General features: G+C 35.4%; 20 protein-coding genes and 2 pseudogenes. 9 read left to right on the top strand and 13 right to left on the bottom strand.

Annotated elements, in window-relative coordinates:
- Positions 1–101: 101 nt before the first annotated feature.
- From cdaA to BCAMP_RS07895, 7 genes and pseudogenes are all read left to right on the top strand, one after another.
- The gene (gene cdaA, locus BCAMP_RS07925; RefSeq protein ID WP_035314910.1) at positions 102–908 is read left to right on the top strand and encodes a diadenylate cyclase CdaA; all 807 of its coding nucleotides are present in this window, start codon (positions 102–104) and stop codon (positions 906–908) included.
- Complete coding sequence (locus BCAMP_RS07920) at positions 905–1,912, top strand: CdaR family protein (protein ID WP_051456973.1); 1,008 nt, start codon at positions 905–907, stop codon at positions 1,910–1,912. Before cdaA ends, BCAMP_RS07920 begins: the two co-directional genes overlap by 4 nt.
- 157 nt (positions 1,913–2,069) lie before the next feature.
- Positions 2,070–3,419: a phosphoglucosamine mutase gene (gene glmM / locus BCAMP_RS07915; protein WP_035314909.1), complete on the top strand. Its 1,350-nt coding sequence runs from the start codon at positions 2,070–2,072 to the stop codon at positions 3,417–3,419.
- A gap of 163 nt (positions 3,420–3,582) precedes the next feature.
- Complete coding sequence (gene deoB / locus BCAMP_RS07910) at positions 3,583–4,767, top strand: phosphopentomutase (protein WP_035314908.1); 1,185 nt, start codon at positions 3,583–3,585, stop codon at positions 4,765–4,767.
- A gap of 354 nt (positions 4,768–5,121) precedes the next feature.
- A pseudogene (gene glmS / locus BCAMP_RS07905) lies at positions 5,122–6,926 on the top strand (glutamine--fructose-6-phosphate transaminase (isomerizing)).
- 152 nt (positions 6,927–7,078) lie between these two features.
- Positions 7,079–7,918 carry a heteromeric transposase endonuclease subunit TnsA gene (locus BCAMP_RS07900; protein WP_035314907.1) on the top strand — a complete coding sequence of 280 codons (840 nt, stop codon included), beginning with the start codon at positions 7,079–7,081 and terminating at the stop codon, positions 7,916–7,918.
- Positions 7,915–8,992: pseudogene (locus tag BCAMP_RS07895) on the top strand (Mu transposase C-terminal domain-containing protein); the annotation flags it as partial. The gene BCAMP_RS07900 and the pseudogene BCAMP_RS07895, both read left to right, overlap by 4 nt.
- Positions 8,993–9,388: 396 nt before the next feature.
- Here the strand turns inward: BCAMP_RS07895 and BCAMP_RS07890 are convergent.
- The 3 genes from BCAMP_RS07890 to BCAMP_RS07880 all read right to left on the bottom strand — a co-directional run bounded on the left by BCAMP_RS07890 (position 9,389) and on the right by BCAMP_RS07880 (position 11,070).
- The gene (locus BCAMP_RS07890) at positions 9,389–9,934 is read right to left on the bottom strand and encodes a rolling circle replication-associated protein (RefSeq protein WP_232217953.1); all 546 of its coding nucleotides are present in this window, start codon (positions 9,932–9,934) and stop codon (positions 9,389–9,391) included.
- Positions 9,935–10,240: 306 nt separating this feature from the next.
- Positions 10,241–10,717 carry a hypothetical protein gene (locus BCAMP_RS07885; RefSeq protein WP_232217952.1) on the bottom strand — a complete coding sequence of 159 codons (477 nt, stop codon included), beginning with the start codon at positions 10,715–10,717 and terminating at the stop codon, positions 10,241–10,243.
- A gap of 23 nt (positions 10,718–10,740) precedes the next feature.
- Complete coding sequence (locus BCAMP_RS07880; RefSeq protein ID WP_035314905.1) at positions 10,741–11,070, bottom strand: hypothetical protein; 330 nt, start codon at positions 11,068–11,070, stop codon at positions 10,741–10,743.
- A gap of 215 nt (positions 11,071–11,285) precedes the next feature.
- Between BCAMP_RS07880 and BCAMP_RS07875 the strand changes: the two genes are divergently transcribed.
- Positions 11,286–12,140, top strand: a complete 855-nt coding sequence (locus BCAMP_RS07875; protein WP_035314904.1) for a helix-turn-helix domain-containing protein — start codon at positions 11,286–11,288, stop codon at positions 12,138–12,140.
- A gap of 524 nt (positions 12,141–12,664) precedes the next feature.
- On the opposite strand, the gene BCAMP_RS13550 is transcribed toward BCAMP_RS07875, so the two are convergent.
- The 10 genes from BCAMP_RS13550 to BCAMP_RS07845 form a co-directional block, all read right to left on the bottom strand.
- Positions 12,665–12,802, bottom strand: a complete 138-nt coding sequence (locus tag BCAMP_RS13550) for a bacteriocin (protein WP_156921188.1) — start codon at positions 12,800–12,802, stop codon at positions 12,665–12,667.
- 172 nt (positions 12,803–12,974) lie between these two features.
- Positions 12,975–13,265 carry a LytTR family DNA-binding domain-containing protein gene (locus BCAMP_RS13895; protein WP_232217954.1) on the bottom strand — a complete coding sequence of 97 codons (291 nt, stop codon included), beginning with the start codon at positions 13,263–13,265 and terminating at the stop codon, positions 12,975–12,977.
- Between the two features lie 43 nt (positions 13,266–13,308).
- Complete coding sequence (locus BCAMP_RS13890; RefSeq protein WP_198015747.1) at positions 13,309–13,704, bottom strand: response regulator; 396 nt, start codon at positions 13,702–13,704, stop codon at positions 13,309–13,311.
- Position 13,705: 1 nt separating this feature from the next.
- Positions 13,706–13,909 (bottom strand): GHKL domain-containing protein, encoded by a 204-nt coding sequence (locus tag BCAMP_RS15080; RefSeq protein ID WP_408605187.1) that lies wholly within the window; start codon positions 13,907–13,909, stop codon positions 13,706–13,708.
- Positions 13,899–14,342, bottom strand: a complete 444-nt coding sequence (locus BCAMP_RS13880; RefSeq protein WP_198015746.1) for a GHKL domain-containing protein — start codon at positions 14,340–14,342, stop codon at positions 13,899–13,901. The genes BCAMP_RS15080 and BCAMP_RS13880 overlap by 11 nt, the downstream gene beginning before the upstream one ends.
- Positions 14,343–14,564: 222 nt before the next feature.
- Positions 14,565–15,032: a hypothetical protein gene (locus BCAMP_RS13875; RefSeq protein WP_198015745.1), complete on the bottom strand. Its 468-nt coding sequence runs from the start codon at positions 15,030–15,032 to the stop codon at positions 14,565–14,567.
- Positions 15,033–15,091: 59 nt separating this feature from the next.
- Positions 15,092–17,257, bottom strand: a complete 2,166-nt coding sequence (locus tag BCAMP_RS07860) for a peptide cleavage/export ABC transporter (protein ID WP_035314903.1) — start codon at positions 17,255–17,257, stop codon at positions 15,092–15,094.
- A gap of 186 nt (positions 17,258–17,443) precedes the next feature.
- On the bottom strand, positions 17,444–17,965 hold the full coding sequence (locus BCAMP_RS13125; protein ID WP_198015744.1) for a PedC/BrcD family bacteriocin maturation disulfide isomerase: 522 nt from the start codon (positions 17,963–17,965) through the stop codon (positions 17,444–17,446).
- A 315-nt stretch (positions 17,966–18,280) separates the two neighbouring features.
- On the bottom strand, positions 18,281–18,463 hold the full coding sequence (locus BCAMP_RS07850) for a Blp family class II bacteriocin (protein ID WP_035314902.1): 183 nt from the start codon (positions 18,461–18,463) through the stop codon (positions 18,281–18,283).
- A gap of 12 nt (positions 18,464–18,475) precedes the next feature.
- Complete coding sequence (locus BCAMP_RS07845; protein WP_035314901.1) at positions 18,476–18,709, bottom strand: Blp family class II bacteriocin; 234 nt, start codon at positions 18,707–18,709, stop codon at positions 18,476–18,478.
- A gap of 546 nt (positions 18,710–19,255) precedes the next feature.
- On the opposite strand from BCAMP_RS07845, the gene BCAMP_RS07840 reads away from it, so the two are divergent.
- Complete coding sequence (locus BCAMP_RS07840; RefSeq protein WP_051456970.1) at positions 19,256–19,597, top strand: AbiTii domain-containing protein; 342 nt, start codon at positions 19,256–19,258, stop codon at positions 19,595–19,597.
- The last annotated feature ends 163 nt before the right edge of the window (positions 19,598–19,760 follow it).

Below are 19,760 nucleotides of genomic sequence, written 5' to 3'. Positions count from 1 at the left end.
AAGTCTGAAGGTTGTCAGCCGTAAAAAACAGCGAGGTATGATATACTAGAGTTGGTTTTTAATCAGTTGTAGGTAGACTAACAGAAATTGGAGGAAGGCTTATGTTGCTATCACATTTACCGGGTGTTGCGGGAATTATTGATATAATTGTCGTCTGGTTTGTGATTTATAAAATCATCTTACTTGTGCGTGGCACAAAAGCTGTACAATTACTCAAAGGGATTCTCATTATTGTTATTGTGAAGTTACTAAGTAACTTTTTTGACTTGAAAACGATTGAATGGCTCGTCGACCAAGCGTTGACTTGGGGCTTTTTAGCCTTTATTATTATTTTTCAACCGGAATTACGTCGCGCATTAGAACAAATGGGACGCGGTAACATTTTTGGTCGCAAGCGCAGTCAGGCTGAAAAAGAACGGTTGAATTTAATTGGCTCAATTGAAAATGCAGTGGCTTACATGGCAAAACGTCGGATTGGTGCATTGATTTCAATTGAACGCACAACCGGATTAGATGATTATGTTGAAACGGGCATCTCAATGGACGCTAACATTTCAGAACAGCTCTTAATTAATATCTTTATTCCAAACACGCCACTACATGATGGTGCTGTTATTATTCAGCAAAATAAAATTGCGGCAGCAGCTGGTTATTTACCACTGTCAGAAAGTCCCTTGATTTCTAAATCGTTAGGAACTCGTCATCGGGCAGCGATGGGGATTAGTGAGGTGACCGATGCTTTAACCGTTATCGTCTCAGAAGAAACAGGTGGTATTTCGACAACGATGGACGGTGAGATGCAACAGGAATTAAGTGTGGCGGACTTGCGCCACTATTTAGAACGCACGTTTGAAGCACCAACTAAAGAGTCGTTTTGGAAGTTTCCGAAAAGGGGGCGAAAAAAATGATTGATCGTATTTTATCGAGTCGATGGGCATTGCGAGTTTTAGCACTGGTGTTAACACTCGTCTTGTATAGTGTCACGACCGATACAGCCAAAGAAACGGACAGTTCTTTATCTTTATTAGGAAATGATACCGAAGTAATTACCGACGTGCCTGTAGAGGTAATTAACGACTCCAAAGATGTTGTTGTTTCAGGTGTGCCTGAGGCTGTGACCATGAAGGTGACGGGGTCACGTAACGTTATTAAAGCGATGGAACAACAAGGTGATTTTAAAGTGGAAGTTAACTTGCATAATGCATCAGTTGGGACGCAAGTTGTGAAGCTGGAAGCGAAAGATTTACCAGAAGGCATCAAAGCTGTGATTACCCCTAAAGAAGTGACTGTCACGATTCAAGAAAAAATTACGAAAGAGTTTATTGTTGAACCAGAACTATCGTCTGGTTTAGTTGCGGCGGGCTTTAAAGCAGGCACGCCAACGACGGATGTGTCAACAATCAAGGTAACCGGACCACGAGATACGATTCTCAACATTACGACCGTAAAGGCGAAGGTTACTGCTGAAAGAGCTTTAACTGAAACAACAACAATCAAAACAAATGTGACCGTACTCGACAATAATTACAATAAAATAACTAATGTAGAATTAAATAAAACGACAGTGGAAGTCACTGTGCCGGTATCACAGTCGGGAAAAAGCGTTCCGATTAAACTAATACAAAAAGGCATTCCGAAAGATAATGTAACAATTGCGAGTTTAAATGCTAATATCAGTGAGGTAACGCTTGAAGGTGATGCGAAAGTGTTGGATGAAATCGATGTGATCGAAGTACCGGTTGATGTCAGCGATGTCACAGGAACCATCATAAAAAAAATCGAATTAACAGTGCCTGCTAAAACAACTTTAATCTCGTCACCAGTCATTAATGTGACAATTAGTACCGGCCAAAAAGTTAAGACAGTCAAACAAAATAAAAAAAACGACTGTCGAAAAGAAGGACACATCTAACAACGAAGTAACCAGTGAGAGTGAATTGTTTTCCTCGAACGAAAAAGCAACAAGTGACTCAACTGAAGTAGAAAATACAGATGCTGATGTAACAGAAGATACAACAGAAGAGTAGTTGACTGATTATATGAGCAAAATTGAAGGAGCGAAAAAGAAAATGGGTAAATATTTTGGAACAGATGGTGTACGTGGTGTCGCAAATAAAGAGTTAACACCGGAGCTTGTATTTAAATTAGGACGTTTTGGCGGTTATGTGTTAACACAACATTCAGCTACGAAACATCCGCGCGTGCTCGTTGCTCGTGATACACGTATTTCAGGTGTGTTACTTGAACAAGCATTAATTGCTGGTCTCATCTCAGTGGGCTGTGAAGTCATGCGTCTCGGTGTCATTTCAACACCAGGTGTGGCTTACTTAACACGTGTCCAAGAAGCAGCAGCGAGTGTAATGATTTCGGCCTCGCACAATCCCGTACAAGATAATGGCATTAAATTCTTTGGACCAGATGGTTTTAAATTGAGTGATGAGGATGAGTTGGAGATTGAACGTTTATTAGATGAACCAACAGACAACCTCCCGCGTCCAAGTGATGATGGTCTTGGATCAGTCGAAGATTTTTATGAAGGTTCAGCCAAATACATTCAATTTTTACGTTCGTGTGCAAGTGAGAACTTAACAGGGATGAAAATTGCGATTGATATGGCGAATGGGGCAACAAGCCAATTAGCAAACCGTTTATTCGCTGACCTCGATGCAGATATTTGTACGATGGCTTCAACACCAAATGGTTTAAACATTAATGATGGTGTCGGTTCAACGCATCCGGAAGCGTTGGCGCGCTTTGTAGTTGATAACGAAGCTGACCTTGGCGTTGCCTTCGATGGTGATGGTGATCGTATTATTGCAGTTGATGAAAAAGGTAATATCGTTGATGGTGACCAAATTATGTTTGTGATGGGTAAATACTTGTCTGAAAAAGGGTTATTGAAAAATAACACAATCGTTTCGACGGTCATGAGTAACCTCGGTTTTCACCGTGGTCTTGAAGCCGCAGGTATTAACGATGTGATGACTAAGGTTGGTGACCGTTATGTTGTTGCTGAAATGCGCGAAAACAACTTTAACTTTGGTGGTGAGCAATCAGGACACATTGTGTTGCTTGACCATAATACAACCGGAGATGGGATGTTAGTGGCTGTTAAATTAGCTGATATTTTAAACCAATCAGGTAAGAAAATGTCTGACTTAGCAGGCGAAATGGATAAATACCCACAAACGCTCATTAACGTGCGTGTCACAGATAAACACCACGTGACTGATAATGAGAAGGTTGCGGCTGTTATTGCCGAAGTCGAAGAGCTGATGGGCGATAAAGGCCGTGTGCTTGTAAGACCTTCAGGAACAGAACCATTAGTGCGTGTAATGGTTGAAGCGGCCAGTGAAGAAGACTGCGTTAATTACTGTGAACGAATCGTTGCAGTTGTTAAAGACGAAATGAGTCTTTAAGATATAAAAAATCAGAAGAACAGGGCGGAAGATGAAACTTTCGAACTGTTCTTTTTTTGACAAATACAAGTTAGAAAGTGGGTTGTTCTCGCTTTCATTCGCCTGATGCACATAGTATAATTATCACGAAAGAAAGAGTCATATCAGAGAGGGAGTTTTTGTAATGAGTGAAAAATTCAAACGGATACATGTAATTGTAATGGATTCAGTCGGTATTGGTGAGGCGCCAGATGCCGCTCAATTTGGCGATTTTGATGTCGACACATTAGGGCATATCGCACGTGAGAAAAAGGGCTTGAATTTACCTAATTTAGCAAAACTCGGGTTATCAAATATCAAACAAATAGAAGGTGTGCCTCAAACAGACACACCCTTAGGTTATTATACAAAAATGCAAGAAACATCGGCTGGTAAAGATACGATGACCGGTCACTGGGAAATTATGGGACTTTTTATTGATACACCGTTCCGCGTGTTTGAAAATGGTTTTCCCGCCGAATTAATCGGAAAAATCGAGGCGTTTTCTGGGCGGAAAGTTATTGGGAATAAACCTGCGAGTGGGACTGAAATATTAGAAGAACTCGGTGAAGAACAGTTGCAGACAGGAGCTTTAATTGTGTATACCTCAGCAGATTCAGTATTACAAATTGCTGCACATGAAGAAGTTATTCCGTTGGACGAACTATATCGTATTTGTGAGTACTGTCGTGAAATCACACGTGAAGATCCATACATGCTCGGTCGAATTATTGCACGTCCCTACTTAGGGACATCAGCGGCAGATTTTACTCGTACGCCAAACCGTCACGATTATGCGCTGAAACCATTTGATAAAACAGTAATGGATCACGTGAAAGACGGTGGTTTAGATGTGGTAGCAATCGGTAAAATTGCAGATATTTTTGATGGTGAAGGTGTGACAAAAGCGATTCGGACGCAGTCAAATATGGATGGGATGGATAAGTTTGTTGACGTGTTAAAATCCGACTTCCACGGCATGAGTTTCTTAAACCTAGTCGATTTTGATGCGGTCTATGGTCATCGTCGCAACCCCATTGGTTATGGGGATGCATTAGAAGCATTTGATGCCCGCTTACCAGAAGTGTTTGCCAACTTAGCTGAGGATGACTTGCTTATTATTACAGCCGATCATGGTAATGATCCGACCTATAAAGGGACTGATCATACCCGTGAGTATGTGCCATTGCTCGTTTACTCAAAAGCGCTTAAAGAAGCGGGTGAGTTGCCATTACGCGGGACGTTTGCTGATTTAGGCGCAACGGTAGCTGCCAATTTTACTGTTAAAATGCCTGATTATGGTACAAGTTTCTTGCCAGAATTAAATTAACCCCGAATTGAACTATACCAATTATAGTAAACTAACATCTTTTAACAGATGTTAGTTTTTTTGTTCCCTTTAATTGTTAGGTGTTGACGTGATATATCGCTCTGTAGTATGATTAGTTATGTTAGAAAAAAACGAATAGAGGACTGTACCAATTTATTAAAAGCTTAATTGCTAGCGCCAGTACTTAGAATGTTTAAGTAGACGAGGAGAAAGTTATCGAGGATTCGGCGGATACTTTCCGGCCTGTTGGGGTCGATACACAAGGTTAAAACAAGCGGGTGACTACTTGCACAACAACCACGTGAACAACGGTCGTTCTTGAAGCGTTTTAATACACTTTAGGAGGAAATGAATATGTGCGGAATCGTTGGTTATATCGGGAAATTAAATGCAACAAATGTGTTGTTAGATGGGTTAGAAAAATTGGAATATCGTGGCTATGATTCAGCGGGCATTGCCTAGTAGCAAATCATACTGTGACAACGACTAAAACAAAGGGACGGATTGCTGATTTACGTGCAGCTGTTACAGCTGAACAATATGGAACTTGTGGGATTGGTCATACACGTTGGGCAACACATGGTGTACCGAGCGAAAGTAATGCACATCCACACCAATCACATTCAGGCCGTTTCACGTTAGTCCATAACGGTGTCATTGACAACTACCGTCAGTTACAAGCAACGTATTTAAACGGTGTAAACTTGAAAAGTGATACTGATACGGAAGTCGTTGTGCAAATGATGGATGTGTTTGCAAAAGACGGTCTCTCGACTGAGGAAATTTTTCGTGCGGTACTGAATGAATTAGCAGGGTCATATGCCTTTGGTTTAATCGATATGCAACGTGAAGGCGAATTGTTTTTTGCGAAGAACAAAAGCCCACTCTTAATTGGTGTTGGCAACGACGCGATGATGTTAGCGAGTGATGCAATGGCAGTTATTCGTCAAACCGATCAATTTGTTGAAATTAACGACCGTGAAATGGGTGTGTTAACGGCTGAGTCGTATCATTTGTTTGATGGTGATACAAATGAAGTGGTGGTGCGTGCCCCTTATACAGCGGCAATCGATGCCGATGACGTTGAAAAAGGAATGTACCCACATTACATGATGAAAGAAATGGATGAGCAACCTGGTGTGATTCGTCGCATTGTTCAAAAATACCAAGCAAAAGACGGCTCGTTTACAATTGATGCCGACTTGATGGCAGCAATTAATGCAGCTGATCGCCTCTATATTGTGGCCTGTGGTACGAGCTACCATGCCGGTTTAATTGGACGCAAACTGATTGAAGAAAAAGCCGGGATTCCGGTTGAAGTCGTTGTTGCCAGTGAATTTGGTTACGATATGCCGTTGTTGTCTGCGAAACCAGTATTCTTGTTTATCTCACAAAGTGGTGAAACAGCTGATAGTCGCCAAGTACTCGTTAAAATTAAACAACTTGGCCACACTGCAATCACATTAACAAATGTGGCCGGTTCAACCTTATCACGTGAAGCAAGCCATACGTTATTGTTACACGCAGGCCCTGAAATTGCCGTTGCTTCAACGAAGGCATATACAGCCCAAGTTGCTGTCTTGAGCATTTTAGCTGAAACGTTAGGTAAGGCAAACGGCCATACTCAAACGAACGACATGGTGCATGAATTAGGGATTGTTGCCAATGCAATGCAAACAATCATTGATGAAAAAGAGCAGATTCAGCAGTTGGTGCATGATTATGTAGCGACAACACGAAATGCCTTCTTCTTAGGCCGTGGTGTTGATTACTTTGTGTCACTCGAAGCGGCTTTAAAACTGAAAGAAATATCATACATTCAAGCTGAAGGCTTTTCAAGTGGTGAATTGAAACACGGGACGATTGCTCTCATCGAAGATAACACACCTGTGATTGCCTTAATTACACAACCGCATACACAGCTCCAAATCCGTAGCAATTGCTCAGAAGTGCAATCACGTGGTGCACATGTTGCAACCGTTGTGACAGAGAGCTTAGCTCAACCAGAAGATACGTTTGTAATTCCGAACACAGCCTTAGAACTGACACCACTTGTGTCAGTCGTGTTCACGCAATTGTTCGCTTACTATGCGGCATTGGCGCGTGACTGTGATGTGGATAAACCACGTAACTTGGCAAAATCAGTAACAGTTGAGTAGTGAAAGTTAATTCAGCTCATTCAATGTAGCTTTTAAATAAAGTTGCGACGTTTATAAAAAAGATACGATGTTTAAAATAAAGTCGCGACGGTTGTAAAAAAGTTGCGATGAAACACCCCTTTAGATTATATTTGTCTAAAGGGGTGTTTTTTATGTCTAAACGAGCAAGAACATCTAAAATCGAAAAGTGGATTAAAGAAGGTCGCGGTTCTGGCGTTGGCTCTGAGTATAAACCTTGGCTAAACATTCAAGACGTTGCTTCAAAAGGGCGTTCCACACGTTTAAAAGGCATTAAAACAAACAGACAGCATGAATTTCTATCAGATTTGGAACGAAACCACTTTTATTTAACTGAATACTCAGATTTTGTTGTTGATATTCGAGAGCAATTTCCTTTACTACCGTTGGAAGAAACAATTGTCATTGCAGATGAGTTAGGAATTAAACATCCTACAGACCCAAAAACGCATGAGCCTATTGTGATGACAACAGATTTTTTATTAACCGTAGATAAAGGTGAAGGGCTTGTTGAACTTGCTAGAACAATCAAAATGAAGGACGAGCTATTAAAAGAACGTGTCATTGAGAAATTTGAGATTGAACGTGTGTATTGGGAAAGAAGGCAAATTGATTGGGGCATTGTAACGGAGCTAGAAATCCCGAAAGAAATGGCGAGAAATATTAGCTATATTCATGATTATTACAGCCTTGAGCATTATGACGCTTTTCAAAGCTTAAGCGGTCAGTATATCGAAGACTTGTCTATGGCATTATTACAGCGCCTTTTAACGAATGATGAAAGTATTCGAGCTATTACGAATGCATTTGATAGGGATACGCATTTGCCTTTAGGTAGTGGAATGACATTGTTTTATCATTTACTCGCAACGAAAACAATTCGAATTGATATGTTAGAACCGCTAAACGTAGAGCAACCACTTGTTATTCAATCAATTGATGAAAGCAAGCTGAAGAAGGTGAAGTACGGATGATTTATATTAACCAAGTATTGCAGTACACAGCTGATTCACAGCGCATTCGCATTATTGAAATTGAACAATCCTATGTCTATGTCGTAAACATCGATACAACAAGCGCTATGCCAAAAAGAGAGCTATACAGTCATTTAGAATTAGAGCTTAATCAAGGGGATTTACTTATAGTGACCGATCCATTTGCGAGAGCAATCCCAGATAGTGAATTAACGGTTATACAAAAAAATAAGCGTGATGAAGATTGGGAAACGGTTGAAAAGTATTTACTACCAAATATGAATGAGCTTTTGAAGAAACAAGGACGCGAAGCGAAAATTAGAGAGATTTCAGAACAGAGTGGACTAGGAAAAACGAAGGTAAAAAAAATTACTCAGCCGGTATTGGCAGCGTGGCATGAATAAAAACGCGATGCTTCCTGATTATGCAAATTCAGGTGGTCGAGGTAAGACAAAAAAATTAAGTGCTGAAAAAGTAGGACGTCCACGTAGGGTGACAGTTAATGGAGAGTATCGAAGTGGCATTAACATTACAGATGAGATTAAAACGCAATTTGAACACGTGATAAATAAATATTACCGTAAAGCAAATAACTATTCATTAAAGGACGTATATGGATTTATTTTGCGGGACTTTTACTCAGACCGCTATAAAGAAAACGGAGAAATCCATTACCGTATTTGGGAGCCGAATCGAATTCCATCATACCACCAGTTTTATTATTGGTTTAAGAAATTGGAAGACCCTAAGAAGGACATCGAATTTCGCAAAAGTGCAAAAGAATACGATCTAAAGCATCGTCCCTTATTAAGTAATTCTGAGGTTGAAACAAATGGACCAGGCACACGTTTTCAAATTGACGCAACGATTGCAGATATTTATTTAGTGAGTTCTTTTGATGTAAATCGAATTATTGGTAGGCCTGTAGTTTATGCCATTGTTGATATTTATTCGCGTATTATTACAGGCATTTATGTAGGTTTAGAAGGACCTTCATGGCAAGGCGCGATGATGGCTTTAGATAACATGGTTGCCGATAAAGTTGAATTTTGTAAGCAATACGGCATTGATATTAATTCGAGGTAGTCCTTCTATAATTAATTTATAAATAGTATTATTGGAAAGATTGAGATATTGGCATAATTGTAGCTTTTTAAGATATCGCTTATTTAATCCTAAATCAGTTTGAAATTGTGTGATTTCAATTTCTAATAGCTGGTGGATTGTTTCCTGTAACCCTTTCTTTTGAGAGTCAGACAATAAAATAGTGAGTTCGTTCATTTATGTGTTCCTCCATATTTTTTTATTTTCGTATAGCGAACGTTTTGTTCTTCAAAGCCCATTTCTTTACGAGGGGCACCTTGTTCATCCCAACTCTGAAAGAAGACAGGACTTTTCCTTACATAATTGTTTGTAAATAGTATTTCTTGATTTTTTACTTCATAAGGTTTATTTGTGAGCTTTTTAGTTTCAATAGGTTTCTTTAGATTTTGAGACTTGAAGAAAGCTTTTTTTCTTATGTTCCTTTAGTTCTAAATCTTTATCGAAATATTTACTCACATATCGACCTCTATTCTCAGCGCTATCAACATCAATTCGATTGATTCCTATAATTCCATGTCCCCAAATTTGAACAAGTTGTGAATGAGGTAGGTAAGGAAATTCGAATAAGACAATATGGTAGTGAATAGCACCACGTTTTTGTTTCTCCCACGTAGCCAAATATTTGATTTGGGATTTCTTTGTTTTGTATAGTTGATAATTAAGTCGTTTCATAAATTTTTTAAACTCACTATTTGTATAAGATATGTCCGTTATATTCTCTTTAAAGGTTAGTGTTAAGAATTTAGTTTGGTTATCAAAGTTTGTATCAATTAATCGGGCAACGGCAAAGCGTTGGCTTTTATAATGTTTTTGTTTTCTCTTTAGGCTATCATATTGTCCTTTTGCAGTTAATTCATCAAATGTGTATTTTGTATTTTTCAACCAGTCAGGTTTTTCTTTTTTTTTCATCATTCACAATTTTTTCTTTTTTGCTAGTATTGGTTGTTCATATTCCCAAATTTCAATGTACGTAGGAGTTTCAATGATTTTTTGATTGTATCCATGTAGCAATCGTAATCACTCCTACCGATAGAAATTGAGTGTTCTTATTTAGTATTTAATTATCAAAGAACGATTTTTATAAACCCTTTTGTTTTTTCGCCAGATAGTGTTCTATAAATCAAGTTAAGTAGGAAGAAAGTCTGCGCCTTTCTTCCAGAGCAATCATCCATCATGTGGTTGATTTTCGAGCGGAAAACGGCGTGAGCTTTGATAGCTCTACCGCTTCCGTCGAAACCACCCGCTGGAAGTTTGCTCCTGTGTAGCGGGGACTTCCTCAAGCTGAATGAAGCGTTGTTCCAATGCTTGATATTGTCTTTCTAATCGTTGAACCTGTTGTGTTAAGGTTTGGAATGATTCTTCTCTAGTTTTCAACCTTACTTCAACTTGCTTGATGATTTCAGTCATTAGATCACTATGCTTCATGGCGTCTAAATGATGCTTCTTATCAAAAAAAATCCGCAAAGAATTGTCTCTGCCAAGTGTTGGAATCAATTCAACTACTTTTTGAAACTTTTGGATTTCTTCTACTGTAAACATTCTAGTTTTGCGATGATTGATGTTTTTTTTGGTGCTGGTGTGACTGGCAAAACGAATATAATCATAGTGGAATTGGTAATCACATTTTTTTTGGATAAAATTCGCCCACTTGTTCAAAGTAGAGAGGGAATTTAACCCCTCTACTTTTTCTAACACGTCATGAGCGGTGAAATATTCGGTCATTTATTTGGAATGAGTGTGGCTTTGTTGGCAACAGCGGCTAATCCATAGCTAACAAATTGCCCATTTACACGTCCCCAAGGCGTAATCAGGAGGTTGTCAAATCGAATGATTGCCATTCCTTGTTCATCCAGTGCGTCTTTAGTGATTACAGGAGTTTCGCTTTTAACTTTGACGCTGATTTTTTCAAATCGTAACTTTGGAAGTACGCATTCATACGTCCAGCCAAGCACTTCGCCGTCTTTTTGCCACCGTGAGACTTGAACAACTTGATACTCTGTTTCTAGTTTTTCTTTTGGTAATGTTAGATCATTAATTTTTACTGCCATGCAGGTTCTTTCTTTCTTTACACGTTTTTATACACGATTTGGTTAAATTTTTTTTGTAGGGTACCGCTACAAATTTATCATACACGAATTTATATACGTAGTCAATACTTTTTCGAGAAAAATATATACGAAAATGTATACGATGTGCTATAATCAATTATGAGCTACTACAAAATATTGTTAGATACCATGAAATGACGCAGGAGGAACTGGAAATGTTTGGATTATTAAAACCGAATAAAGAGCAGGTTGGAAGCCGTTTGAGAGAAGTGAAGGATGAACTAGGGCTTTCTTTTAGTGAATATGGCAATCGCTTGGGGCTAATTAAGACAACGATTAACTCGTATGTTAGAGGGTATTCTTTAGCTCCATTAGAAGTTGTTGAGAAGGTTTCAGTGCTTAGTGGTAAACCAGTTGGCTGGTTTTATTTTGGTGAAATAGAAGAGTATATTCAAGCCTATTTATTGGTACGAGGACAAGAAGCATTATTAAAGGATCATCCTGAGGTGCCATTAAAAATGAAAGAAGACTTTTTAACTGGAGACTTTAAAAATACGGGATGGGAAACGGATTTTGGTTATCCAGTAGAAGGCTTTATTGATGATTGTTATGCGGAAATCCATTCTAAGTTATTACGAGAGCATATTCAAGGGCTAGCATTAACTTATCTTAAAGAGCGTACCTCTTTAGACGAGAGTAAGAGAGAGGATGCGACTATTTTCCTTAGCTCGGAAGTAATGGGTTACTACGAAGCAACCAGAGATTTTGACTATGGGGATACAGAAAAGATTATGACTGCCATAGAAAATTATTACGAGGGAACGTTAAAAGAGAAAGAAATCTCTTTTGATGATGGATATCTTGTTGGGAAGCTAATTAATATTCTTGCAAATGAAGAGGAAACAGAAAAGCTTATTTCTGATTTGTCTGAAGAATTGACAGGAAAACATTTCTCGACTTTTTTTGGGGGAAATGAATTAATACAAGTGTTCCAATCACTACGACCAAAGTTATTGAAACTATATGCAGAAACAACTTCTGACGATTATTATGATTGGTTTGAAAGATAGAAACAGATGTCTAATCAAGTAACCCAAATAAAGAAGTCAACAGCAAAGAATGCTGTTGACTTCTTTATTTGAATTTTTATATTAATGGAAAGTATATATTCTGATGTGCAATTTATTTATTTTTGGTTACGAACGGTGGTAACGAGTATCTAAAATTCAATAAAATTTAGTGAAACTATTTCCCTTAAAAGTTTGCTGTAAATCCCGCTTTTATAGTGTTTTTCAACTTTATAAAATTTCAGAACAGCCATCCAGGAAATAATCAAAGTATTTCAACTCTTACACCCAGAGCTATTGAAACTATATGCGGAATCAACTTTTGATGATTACTATAATTGGTTAGATAAATAGAGTATGAAGTAATTAAAATGAATTACTCACACTCTATACATATCTAATCAGTGGTAAAGAAAGTACATAATAGATTTATTTACCACTGACTGAATTATTTTTGTATTTTCAGATATTAACAAAAATTTGGAGTAGATAAAAATGCTCAATATAATTTTTGGTGACAAAGCATATCATTTAAAGTAATTTCTAATAGAATTCAAAATGTTTTGAGCAGCATTTGGTCCAGCAGTAACAAAGTCAAAGCCTCCAGGGGTTCCTCCCATAATTGTTTTCAATTCTTTTTGAGATAATGTTTTTTTCTTTAGCATTTGATACCCTCCTTTATTGATAACAAAATTATAACTAATTCTAATTAGTTAGTGTTTTATACATCGTGAAACAGCAAAATTCAATCCTCAAATACTAGATGACGGTAATTTAAGCAGAGTTGAAAAAATGTAAATACAATAGATGATTTATGAAACTGTTTTTCTAAATTATTTATAGCTTTTTTAAATATTTTGATTTTGCTAAAGAAAAGTTACACATATATTCTTCTGGAAAGATAATTGTACGAGTTTTGAAATCTATTGATTTGATGTGGCTTGGATTAACTAAAAAAGATTTATGAACACGTAGAAGCTCTTTATTTTCTTTTTCCAAATCATTCATTTTACCATAAAATTCGTACATAATATTATCCCCGTATAAGATGATTTTATGGGGAGTAATTGATGTTTCTAAAAAATAAATAGAGGAAACATCAATACGAATATTTCTTGATCCTATCATAAAAGATAGATGTTGCTTGTTGGAACTGTGATCTATAAAGGTTTTAGTGTGACGTCCATCCAGAATATTTTCTATTTGTTTTTTTTTCAGTTTTGTCATCTTTAACTATAAAGTCCAAAGGAGATATTTGACGTTTCAAGGTTTCTAAAGCCAGCTCTCGATGAGAGGTAATAAAAACAATTTGTGCAAACTCATTCTCATTTCTGATGTGTTGCGCAATGTCTATTCCATCCAATCTATTTCCTAAGTCAATATCTAAAAAGAATAAACTATTGGTTATCTTATTCTTAGAAATGTAAAGGGAAATATCATCTGGATCAGTGGTAGATAACACTAACTCCATATCGTAATCGTTAATCATAATCCAGTTTGTTATTATTGTTTTATAGTGAGACATTAAAATAATGTCATCGTCACAAAGAATAATTGGTAGTGTCAAATTACTCACTCTTTCGTATAGTTAATATAGAAACAAATATATCGTTATCAGCATAGTGATTGAATGCTACTTGTTTGTTTTCATTGAGAATATCTTGAATATTTGAGAGGCCTAAGCCTCTATTTTTTCCTTTTGTACTATAGCCTTCTTTGTTCATTGCTGAGAAATCTACAAGGTTTCCAAAGTATGAGTTCTCAATTGAAATTTCTAATGAGTCTGGTGAATCTATAAATAAAACGGTAATTTTTTTTCTGTTGTGACTTTTCTGAAGCTTCTATAGCGTTATCTAGAAGAATACCTAAGACACGAATAAGTTTGACTTCATTAAAGTTGATATTATTAATCGGCGATAAGCATTCAAACGTGATAGTTAATCCAGTCTGTTTAGCTTGTGAAAGCTTAGCAATTATCAGTGATTTAATTGAAGGTATTTTTATATTTTGAATATCAGAAAAACGCATAATATTTGTATCAATAATGTGATAAGAATATTCTATCATTTTATTTAAATACTGATGATTGATTTCTGAAGTATTCTGAGTTGTTTTTAAAGCGAGCAACAAATTTTTGTAATCATGGCGGAATTTTTGTAATTCTTGATAATTTCTTTCAATATCTTTTGTATAAATATTCATCATAGCTATTTGTTCTTTTAAATTTTCTAATTCAGTTCTATCTCTATTTTTTTTTAAAAGAAAAATAGGTTAGGAACATAGTAAAGGAAAATTGAGCAAATAAAAATCCAACCATAATATTTTGAAGTGTACCTAGGACCTGCATTTTTCTCAATATTTCAGCGAATAAGTAAACAAAGGCTAAAAATACTACAAGCTGTATTGTAAAAATTTTTTTTTTCAGAATTAAGAAAAGAACCTTTTAAAAAATTTTTTCTTTATTAAATAGGCAATTCCAATCGCAAATAACCAATCTAATCCAACCATTGTACTAACTACTAACAATCCGTTTTGCGCTAAAGAATCCATTTTCAGATTCAAACAACTGGTTACAATGATGGATGAGAGAAGAGGAGCAATTGCATAGAGTGATAAAGAAATTAAAAAACCAATTAGCTCATCAATTCGGCTAGTTGAAGATTTACTCCATGATTTTATTCTTAATAAAACAAATAGAAAAGTTATTGATATTCCGGTAATTAGAACGTCTGTTACAGAAAGTAAAGTAAGGGGGAATATAAGCGCCGATAAAATAACGTAGAATGATTTATTCTTTATATTTGTTAAAATACGGATCAATAAGAACAATAAAATCAAATCAAAAAAATCTTTAAAAAAGTAGGAGACTAAATCAAGAAAAATAATCTTAACCACATCCTGTTATTAGACTTATCTTAATTATAACAAGAAAAATTAAAATTAGGTAGTTGCATTCATGCAATCGTTAACATTCTCCATAATTTTTCATACGTACCTTTTGAAACACTAAGTTGATCGTGAGTTCCGAACTCAACAAGTTTTCCATTTTCCAAAACGATTATTCGATCACATCCTTTTGCAATTGAAAGTTGATGAGCTATGAATAGAATAGTTTTATTTTTTAGATTCATTAAGTTTTGGATGACCGCGTACTCTAAGTGTGTATCTAACCCGCTTGTTGCTTCATCGAAAATGATTATGTCAGATTTTTTTAATAAGGCTCTTGCGATAGCTAACCGTTGTTTCTGCCCACCTGAAAGGTTACTCGCATCTTCTTCAATAACGGATAAGTAAGTTAGAGGTAAGCTCTCTATATACTCTCTAATCATAGCTATTTCACATGCCCAAATAATCTCTTCCATAGAAGGTTCTAACTCTAATCCAAAAATTAAGTTCTTATATATACTATCACTGAAGAAAAAGGTTTCTTGTGATACATAACTAATCGAATTTCGGAGTGTTGCTTTCGGTATTTCTTGAATAGGAATTCCATGTATATGGATAGTGCCGCTTTGAGTTTCGTAAAAATTTACTAATAATTTTGCCAGTGTTGATTTGCCAGATCCACTCATTCCCACAATCGCTATTTTTTCATTAGGTAGTATTGAGAATGAGATGTTATTAAGCACATTTTCCTCAAATCCGTAAGCGAATGATAGGTTTGTTATATCAATTAAGTTTTTTTCCATGCAGCTAGTAGACAGGCTTAATATGGAATCTTCGCATAAATGTTCTTGTTCTAAATAGAATATTTCATTTAAACGATCGTTTGCTACCTTGGCAGCTTGGATTTTGACTTGTAAGTTGATAATATTTTGTAAAGGTGTTGTAAAATATGCCATTAACGCATTATAAGTTATAAGTTGCCCGATAGACAATTGTCCTTTAAGAACAAGTGATGTTCCTATCCAGAGTAAAATTGTTGTACTAGTAGCTTGTAATGCCATTTTTAAATTTGCTTGTAAGTTATCCAGATTCTCTTTTTTTAATGATTTCACCATCATATCTTGAAACTGATCTTTTATATTACTGTATATTTGATCTGTCGCATTAAATGATTTTATCGTCTCAATTCCTTTTAGACTTTCTATAATATGAGAATTAAGAACTGCCCCAGCTTCTAATTGTTCTTCGTTCGATTGATTAAAGGGTTTTATAAAAACATAGACTATCAAGGTATATATGGGTACAGTGGTAAAACTTATTAAAAATAGAAGGTTATTCTGTATAAAAAGTGAGGCTCCAATTATTAACAACATTGAAACATCAAGAAAAAGGGATAGTGTACTATTTGCTAGAGCATCAATAACTTTAGTTGCATCTAAAAATCGAGAGATAATCTCTCCAGATTTTCTTGTTGAAAAAAAATTCATAGGTAGTCTTAATACGTGTCGAAAGTATCCTAACATGATTATAGAACTTAAGCGTTGTCCAAGTTTTATCAAGAAATATTGTTTTATATATTGTAAAATTGCTTGTGTTATATAAATAGTTAAAAGACTTATAGAGATGATAGATAATAGATTTATTGAGTTTGATGGGATAATCTTATCTATAATAATTTGAAAGTAATACGATCCAACGATTCCTATTCCAGTTAGTACTAAAGACAGAAATATAATAGCCATAATCATTTTTTTCTGTTCTTTTAACAGAGGTAGATAATGAAATAATCCATGAGAGCTATCTCTAATAGCTTTATAATTAGGTGTTGGCGATGTGGATAGTACGATGCCTGTCCATTCTTTTCCAAATTCATCTGGAGTTTTTGTTAGCTTTCCTTTAGCTGGGTCAGCTAACAAAATTTTTCCATTTTTATATCCATAAATTACGACATAATGCAAAAATGACTTATCTATGACAACATGAGCAATAAAGGGAAATATCAAGGACTCTTCTTTCCAAATAGTACTATCAGTCTGGTAAACTTCACTTTCAAATCCCAATGTTTCTAACGCGCACACCAATCCAAGGGCAGACGTACCTTGACTATTTGTTCCTGCCATATTTCTTAATTTGCTTATTGGAATTTTTGTTCCATACGTATTTAAAATCATTGATAAGCAAGCTACGCCACAATCTTTTTCATCATGTTGTTTAATTAGTTTAAATTTTTCCATTTAATATTCTCATCCTTCTGAAAATTTCATTTCTTATCAGAAGGATAACCTTTAATTGGATAGAAACGTGTAAAAAATCATAAAATCGTTAATTTTAATCTTAAAGTAAAAAAACTAAAATAAAACGTCTCAAAAAGATAATTCTTTAATCACGTTTTATTTTAGTAAATATATTTGTTATTTGCTTTAGCTGTTAATACTTTGTAATTGTTGTATAGTTGTGCTACCGCCGATGAATCCGGAAACTGGGGTTTTGTGTTCGATACGTACAAATGTCGGCGTATACAAGGCTCCAATTTTTTTATCAAAAAACAACTTAAATTCAGTAAATTCCTCAGATGATAAATCAGTACTATAGTTTATTTCAAGATCAACATAATAGATGGGAAATGAATTTTGTGTTTTAAAAGAGGACAGGGTTCTAGAAAATTCTCTACAATAGGGACAGGATTCATAACCTATATATAGAAAATAGGTTTCGTCTGAGTGCATAATGTTGAGTAACTCCTTTCCTGTAGGAGCTTTGATTCCTTGTATATTTGATAGATATTGTTCCGCTGAGACATCGGTAATAGATTGTGTTTCTTTTTCGTTTAATACGACATTAGATTCTTCTGCATAAATATTTTGAGGAAAGTATGATAATACAAATATTATGCTCAAAAAATACTTAAAATACCTGTGAATATTTTTTTCAAATATAATCACCTCATAAATTAAAATAATGAATCATAATTCCATTGCTTAAAAGACATATAATACAAACTGCATCATAAAGTATCCTGAAATAAAATATGATGCAGATGAAATAATTATATATATTATTGTTATATAATTATTTAACACATATAGATATAGCTTTGTACTAGTTAGAGAATATAATCCATAGAAAATCATAGATAATTAGAAAGACAGCAATAGAACCTGTTAAAAATAATTTTTTTTTTTGAAAGACACATCTTTTTTTTATTAAAAAGTTACATAATGCAACGAATGAAATTACAACCGAAAATAGTATAGTTTTTACCATTGATCCCAAATACTTCCGATAGCTCCTGTAATGCAACCTCCGCCAGCTCCACCTAGTCCACCGAGGGCGCCTCCAATTACTGCACCTCCAACACAAGAACCGCCAACATTTCCCCAATTTATTTTGCCGCCGATAATTCTACTCATTTCATTTTTATTCAATAGTTCTTTTTTCATAAATATAACCTCCTAGTTACCTAATAATCCACCAATGCATGCGGCAGATCCGCCGATTACTCCAAAATGTGCTCCAACGAATGCTCCTGGGATAGCACCTAATCCTGCAGCTAGGCCACCGCCGGCTGCCCCAGCTACTGTACCAGCACCAATTCCTTTACCAATATCTTTTAGACAATCTTTTGAACTGTAACCTCCCACGATCTGTTGTAACTCTTGATTGTTTAATTTTTTTACCTTGTGCATGATGAAACACCCTCCTTTAAATAATTTTTATTACATACAAAAGATAGCATGATAATTTTTACTATTGGTTAATATTTCTCAAAATAGCTTTTTTTTTGTCGTGAAATGAAATTTTAATTGATGGAAAGGGTATAGTATTATCAATAGTTTCTTATATTATAAAAGTATCAAGTATAACGTATTCTTAAATAAAGCTAGGTAATTAAAAAAAAGTAATGAAAAAAAATCCTTGCCAACCGTTTTTTTTGTTGAAAGTTAAACGCAATGTTTAAGATGAATGATGGTTATAGAAGTAGTCTTGTTCTGATTCACATGTATTTTTGGGTACGTATTAAGGTGCGAAGATATTAAAATGTAGTGAAATTCAATAAAACCGCACCTACTGAAATGTTGCTTAATTCATTGCTATTAAAGGATTATTCAACTCTTTCAAAATTTCTGACACAGAACCAGGCTTTAAAAAGAAAGAATCATCCGTACGATTTATTAATAAAAAATAAATATATAAAACAAACCATGGAAGAACTTTTTTAGGGGGGGTAAGTATTGGCTAAAAGTCAGTTACTAAAAGATTTTGTGAAAAATGAAGGGAATTTAGAAACGATTTTACTTCGTTTAAAAGTTATTTTAACAGATTTACAAGATGAGACAATTTTAAAATGGGTAGATGGGGAACTTTCGGGATATAAAGAAGACGTTCCAGAATATCGTATTTTAACAGGTATTCCAATAGGCACATTTGTAGTCAACGGAAGTGTACAATATACAGAAGCTAATGTGCCATTGAGCGGAAGAATGTCAAAAGAAGATATTGAAACCATGAATTGCAAGAATAAGTTAGCCACCACGTGCCGAATCATGATAGTAAGTTTACTTTTTAATTTGTGAACAGCTGAAGTTTTGTAATTTCTTCTAAAAATAGCTCTTTTGGTGTTTGAAATCCTAAAATCCGACGTGGCAAATTATTCATCCATGTTTGAATCCTTTGGACAAGTTGATCACTTACATCACTGACAGAACTCCTTTTGGAATGAATCTTCGAATGATTCCA

The sequence above is a fragment of the Brochothrix campestris FSL F6-1037 genome (genome assembly GCF_000525915.1).
Lineage (GTDB): Bacteria > Bacillota > Bacilli > Lactobacillales > Listeriaceae > Brochothrix > Brochothrix campestris.
This window is presented reverse-complemented; position numbering and strand designations above follow the sequence as displayed.